Source organism: Terriglobia bacterium (assembly GCA_020073205.1).
Taxonomy (GTDB): domain Bacteria; phylum Acidobacteriota; class Polarisedimenticolia; order Polarisedimenticolales; family JAIQFR01; genus JAIQFR01.
In genome coordinates, this window is record JAIQFR010000173.1 from 1 (window position 1) to 5,713 (window position 5,713).

Annotated in this window: 6 protein-coding genes; 4 read left to right on the top strand and 2 right to left on the bottom strand. The window is 63.4% G+C overall.

Features of this window, described 5'->3' with window-relative positions:
- Positions 1-436 precede the first annotated feature (436 nt).
- Complete coding sequence (locus LAO51_19815; GenBank protein MBZ5640992.1) at positions 437-679, top strand: hypothetical protein; 243 nt, start codon at positions 437-439, stop codon at positions 677-679.
- A gap of 304 nt (positions 680-983) precedes the next feature.
- On the opposite strand, the gene LAO51_19820 is transcribed toward LAO51_19815, so the two are convergent.
- Positions 984-1,268 carry a DUF2934 domain-containing protein gene (locus LAO51_19820; GenBank protein ID MBZ5640993.1) on the bottom strand — a complete coding sequence of 95 codons (285 nt, stop codon included), beginning with the start codon at positions 1,266-1,268 and terminating at the stop codon, positions 984-986.
- A 197-nt stretch (positions 1,269-1,465) separates the two neighbouring features.
- On the opposite strand from LAO51_19820, the gene LAO51_19825 reads away from it, so the two are divergent.
- Positions 1,466-1,783, top strand: coding sequence for a hypothetical protein (locus LAO51_19825; GenBank protein MBZ5640994.1), 318 nt, complete (start codon positions 1,466-1,468; stop codon positions 1,781-1,783).
- 1,358 nt (positions 1,784-3,141) lie between these two features.
- Here LAO51_19825 and LAO51_19830 read toward each other — a convergent pair.
- A complete protein-coding gene (locus LAO51_19830; GenBank protein ID MBZ5640995.1) occupies positions 3,142-3,408 on the bottom strand; it encodes a hypothetical protein in 267 nt (88 codons plus the stop codon).
- Positions 3,409-3,802: 394 nt separating this feature from the next.
- Here LAO51_19830 and LAO51_19835 point away from each other — a divergent pair, with 394 nt between their 5' ends.
- A complete protein-coding gene (locus LAO51_19835; GenBank protein MBZ5640996.1) occupies positions 3,803-4,090 on the top strand; it encodes a co-chaperone GroES in 288 nt (95 codons plus the stop codon).
- A 100-nt stretch (positions 4,091-4,190) separates the two neighbouring features.
- The coding region (gene groL / locus LAO51_19840) for a chaperonin GroEL (protein MBZ5640997.1) at positions 4,191-5,713 on the top strand (1,523 nt) is incomplete at its 3' end.

Here is a 5,713-nt window from a genome sequence, read left to right on the forward strand (position 1 = left end):
CAGCGCGAGCATGTTCTGGAAGTCCCGGACCTCGTCAGGGCGGATGCCTGCGAGGACTCGTTCCATGCAGGAGGTGTCCATTGGCAGAATACGTACGGCGAACGCGAGAAATGGCAAGTGCGTGGTTTCGGGGGAGCGCATCAACTTGCGGCTGGTTGTCCGCAGGCCGGCCTGTCCAGCAGCAGGGCAGTGTCGGCCGCCTCCCGTGTTACGATCGGCCGTGCCGAGAGGATTGCCGTGGCAAGACGCAAAGTGAACACGTCCGCTGCGCGGTCTTTTGGGACGCGCGTCGCGTCGCTACTCGGAACCGCCTATCACGAGGCTGGCCACGCGGTTGTATCGTTGTGGCTGGGATCCCAATCTACGACGTCACCATCGTCGAGACAAAGGACGCAGAGGGTTGTTGCGGCAGACATAGCTCGGGGCGAGGTGGGCGATGAGTGAAGAGTACGATGAGTTTGAGAAGGATGCAGTGGAGATGCTGAAGGCGTTTGGAATCACGGGACCAGTCAGGCCGGATCAAGAGGACTTTAAAGCGGTCGAGAATGCGTACCCGCAATCCGTCCCCGATACGGTGCAGGACACTGCAGACACTGCAGAAAGGTATCGGCTCGCCCAGGCCAACAAACTCATCCGTCTAGTGGCCCGTTGGAGAGCCAGCGGAAAGTTTAGCAACTGACCGACGCGTGCGGCGCTGCTCCTGTCGAAGCGTGTGTACCCGAAAGCAACCCGCTCCTTCGCCGGATGGCCGACTGCGTGTCGGTGAAGCAGGACGCGGCGCGGAACCTGAAGCCTAAAGGCGAAGAGTACGGACCGGATCGACGGGATCGTGTCGCTGATCATGGCGCTCGGGCGGGCGGTCGTGCAGTACGGCGCGGGCAGCCCCTCGATCTGGGTCATCGAAGATTGACTTTACCCGCGTACTGGGCTGGCTGCGCGGTACCGAGAGCTGGTCGGGATTGCGATCGGACCAGTGGGAGGTGCTACTCGCCGCCTCCCTGTATCTGCAAGAGGATCGCGTCGATCTCGGCCTCGGCGTCGAGCCAGTCTTGCTCGGGGCTGCCGCCCTGAAACGCGCGGCTCTCCGCCTTGAGATAGGCAGCCTCCGCGATCATCGTGTGGCGTTCCTCCGTCGTGAAGCCATTCCAGGACGCGGTGAGATCGGGGGCGGACGCTCTCTTCGGCCCGCTGCGCCTTGTGACCGAGGATACGCCCTTCCTCCCCGTCGCGGCGGCTCCTCTTGTGCGGATGCTGTTCTTGGTTTCCATCGTCAGCACCTCCGGTGGACCAACTCGTTGCGCGGAGTATGCGCGCAATCGTCCGACACGGGGTACACCATCAGGTCGGCGGTTGCCGTGGGTTAGCGCGCCTCACGATCGGGAAGTGCCACGGCGGCGACGCAGGTTCGCCGCAACTACCATCGTCGCTTCCTGTTACGATCAGCCCTTCTCAGGGGGGATTCACCGTGCCCAGACGCCACCGCAACCCGTTCACGAAGCACCTCCGCATCATCCGCCTGTCCCTCACCGCGATCGATCGGTCGGTCGGGCGCCTCGTCGCGCTAACGAACGGCGGGGCGTCGGCCGCCGCCGCGGGGCGCGCGCCGCAGAAGCGCAAGCTGAAGCTGTCGCCCAAGCGTCGCACGGAGTTGAAGCTTCAGGGCCAGTACATGGGGTACCTGCGGAACCTGAGGCCGAGGCAGAAGGCGCAGGTCAAGGCGCTGCGGGAGAAGAAGGGGATCCGCGTGGCGACAGCGATGGCGAAACGAATCGCCACGGGATGATCAGTCCCGTTCTCGTCGTCGACCGTGCGCAGCGCGTGTGCGGTGCGCGGCGATGAACGTCCACGCTGAATCGAAGTGGGGTCATCGTCCTGTCGGAGATGGGGTGAAGTGGCTCCGGCTCTCGATGACCGCGCGAGGAGCGACGGTGAGATGCGAACGAGAAGGATGCAGTTCGGAGACGTAGAAGCGACGGTCGTTGAGGGAACTCCGATCGGCACGATCTGCGTCGCCCCGGTGCTTCTGGAGGAAGGCGTCTCTCTGACCCACGAGGAGCGACGCCTGCTCGACCGGAAGACCCGCCTCCTCCTTGAGCTACTTCAGGACGAACCATTCCTGGCTGAGACAGAATCCTTGTACGGCGGAAAGCTCGACCTGCCCCCGATCCTGGTGCTGTTTGGCCGATTCCCACCTGATGAGCGGGGAGCCGGATTTCTCGGGAGAACCCGTGATCGGGAGATTGACATCGAGGGAGTGAAACTGCAGGTTATTGAACTAAACCTCCTCGAAGACGACCACCGCGTTCGAGATTCCGAGCGAAAGCTCGTTCTGTGGTCCGGTTTCCTTTCGTTGGCGCTTTGCCACTCGTCGCGTCGCCCGCATGAACCCGGCGCGGTCGTGGACTGGAGCGACGCACAGGCGAAGCGGGCATGGTTGCTGGCCCTGCGCCGAGGGCGCAGGAAGCCTGCTGCTGACGTTTCCCGCGCACTTCGAGAGCCGCAACGTGTACCTTTCTCAGTTGAAACGAGGGCAGGAACACGTTCCAGTTGGCGCGTCATGGGACGAGAAGTCCGACTTCATACGAACGCCTCCGTGGCGCTGGAACAACACAGCAGCCTTCGTCGAACTTCACCTGGTAGGGGAAGGAGACCTTGTTGCGGACATCCACATCGCTACAACGGTCGAGAAGATCGTTCGACATGGGAGCATCGAGCCCGCTGGGCCTGGCACCTCAAGCGGCAAGGTGTTCCGCTATTTCAGCAGCGTGAGCTGGGAGTCAGCGCTCGGAGGCGCGGATCCGCTCGAGAGACTCGAGCGGTTCTTGGATCTCATCGCAACGTATGTCGAGAGCGTGTTTGGGTGGTCTATCGAATTGGATCGAGCGCAAGTGATGGCGCGACGGCTGCGCCTCTGATCGGCACGACACCGGGGCGTAGACTCCCGCATTCCTGGCGACGCGCCACATCTACCTATCAGCGGCCTTCGCGTCCTTCCCGTCCCGCCACTGCTCGTCCGCCCCGCCCTCCTTCAGCGCCTTGACGTGATCGATGACGTAGCCGGGGCAGACCGAGCTCGGCACAACCGCAGCTTCCCGACCGTTGTTTCCGGCGCAGTAGTTCGGCCGACGAGAACCGGGGTTTCTAGCCGAGGAGTTTGCGGATCCGTTCGTACCCCTTCTTGATCTCCTCGCCGGCGAGCTCGAGCGCCGAGCCGACGTTCTTGGCGGTATCGCCGACGGCCCCGCCGACCGGCCTGGCCTGTGCCGTGAGCTCGGCGAGCTTCTTCTCGAGCTTCTCCCACTCAACCTTGGCATCGGCCTTTCCGAGATGGATCTTGAGCGCGAGCTGATCCCGTTGACGCTTGAGGGTCGCGATCAACTCGTCGATCTGCTGCTTCTTGTCCGCCATGCGATTCTCCCTTCTTGTGTGGGGCATTCTAAGTCACGACGAACTAGGCTGCATCGACTGGGAACCCTCCACCGCTTAGCGATGTCCGCCTTCGCGTCCTTCCCGGTCTGCCCCGGCTCGTCCGCGCCGCTCTCCTTCAGCACCTCGACGTGGTCGATCACCTAGCCGGGGCGGCGGGGGTCTCCGGCAAGCGGACCATCCCCTATCCCATTCCTTATCAAGCGGGCAACGTCACCACCTGTTGCTGCGTCCCGCCGAGCCCCGGAGCGACCCCCCGCAGCCTTGACAGCCTCGGAACGCGATCCTATAGTACAAGCACTCGTGTGTGGTGAGTGCTAGTCAGTGTTGGTAAGTGCTTCACAAAAGGCAACTTAAGATCAAGGAGGTCGAGGACATGAAGGTGAAGCCCCTGTACGACCGGATCCTCGTGAAGCGGATCGAGGAGAAGGAGCAGAAGCGCGGGAACATCATCGTCCCCGACACCGCCAAGGAGAAGCCGATGGAGGGGAAGGTGATCGCGGTGGGCAAAGGGAAACTCGACGAGAACGGCAAGAGAATCCCGCTCGAGGTGAAGGTCGGCGACCGCATCCTCTTTGGCAAGTACACCGGCACCGAGATCAAGATCGACGACGACGAGCACGTCATCCTGCGCGAGGACGAGGTCCTCGGAATCTTCGGCTAGCTGGACGGGACGAGCGGCGGGCTCCGGCCCAAGGACGCTTCGAGGCGCCGGCGGGCCGGGTTTCACGCGAGAAAAGCTCTTTTCAGGAGGTCGAGAAGCGATGGCTGCTAAGAATATCACGTATTCCGAGGACGCGCGGCAGGCGATGCTGCGCGGCGTCAACAAGCTCGCCGACGCCGTGAAGATCACCCTGGGGCCGAAGGGCCGGAACGTCGTCCTCGACAAGAGGTTCGGTTCGCCGCTGTCCACGAAGGATGGCGTGTCCGTGGCGAAGGAGATCGAGCTCGAGGACCCCCGCGAGAACATGGGCGCTCAGCTCGTGCGTGAGGTCGCCAGCAAGACGTCGGACGTGGCCGGTGACGGCACCACCACCGCCACGGTCCTGGCCCAGGCGATCTTCCGTGAGGGCGTCAAGGCGGTGACCGCCGGCGGCAACCCCATGGACATCAAGCGAGGCATCGAGAAGGCCGTCGAGGCCGCGGTCGCTGATATCCGGAAGCTCTCGCGCCCGATCGCCGGCAAGGCGATCGCGCAGGTGGGTCGCATTTCGTCGAACAACGACGAGTCCATCGGCGAGATCATTGCCCAGGCGATGGAGAAGGTGGGGAAGGACGGCGTGATCACCGTCGAGGAGGCCAAGGGGCTCGAGACCTCGCTCGAGGTCGTCGAGGGGATGCAGTTCGACCGCGGCTACCTGTCCCCGTACTTCATCACGGATCCAGAGCGGATGGAGGTGGTACTCGAGGACGCCTACTTCTTGATCCACGAGAAGAAGATCTCCGCCATGAAGGACCTGCTCCCGTTGCTTGAGGAGGTGGCGAAGCTGGGCAAGCCCCTGCTGATCATCGCCGAGGACGTGGAGGGTGAGGCGCTGGCCACCCTGGTGGTCAACAAGCTGCGTGGCACGCTGCACGTCGCCGCGGTGAAGGCGCCGGGGTACGGCGACCGCCGCAAGGCTATGCTCGAGGACATCGCGATCCTCACGAACGGCAAGTGCATCACCGAGGACCTGGGGATCCGACTCGAACACGTCAAGCTCGAGGACCTGGGCCGCGCCAAGAAGGTCGTCATCGACAAGGAGAACACCACGATCGTCGAGGGCGCCGGCAAGGCCAAGGCGATCGAGGGTCGCGTGAAGCAGCTCCGCACCCAGGTCGAGGACACCACGTCGGACTACGACCGCGAGAAGCTGCAGGAGCGGCTCGCGAAGCTGGTGGGCGGCGTCGCGGTGATCAAGGTCGGCGCGGCCACTGAGACCGAGATGAAGGAGAAGAAGGCCCGGGTCGAGGACGCCATGCACGCCACCAAGGCGGCCGTCGAGGAGGGGATCGTCCCCGGCGGCGGCGTCGCCCTGCTTCGCTGCATCCCCGTGCTCGAGGACTTGGCGAAGAAGGAGAAGAACGAGGACATGGCGAGCGGCATCAAGATCGTCAAGCGCGCAATGGAGGAACCGATCCGACAGATCGCGAACAATGCCGGGTACGAGGGCTCCGTCATCGTCAACCAGGTCAAAGAGTTTCCGAAGGACGAGAAGGACAAGGGGTTCGACGCCCAGAACGACAAATTTGTCAACATGATCGAAGCGGGGATCATCGATCCGACCAAGGTCGTGCGCTACGCGCT

Coding starts and splice junctions, on each gene's coding strand:
- LAO51_19815 (MBZ5640992.1), top strand. CDS start 437: ATGAGTGAAGAGTACGATGAGTTTGAGAAGGATGCAGTGGAGATGCTG.
- LAO51_19830 (MBZ5640995.1), bottom strand. CDS start 3,408: ATGGCGGACAAGAAGCAGCAGATCGACGAGTTGATCGCGACCCTCAAG.
- LAO51_19835 (MBZ5640996.1), top strand. CDS start 3,803: ATGAAGGTGAAGCCCCTGTACGACCGGATCCTCGTGAAGCGGATCGAG.
- LAO51_19820 (MBZ5640993.1), bottom strand. CDS start 1,268: ATGGAAACCAAGAACAGCATCCGCACAAGAGGAGCCGCCGCGACGGGG.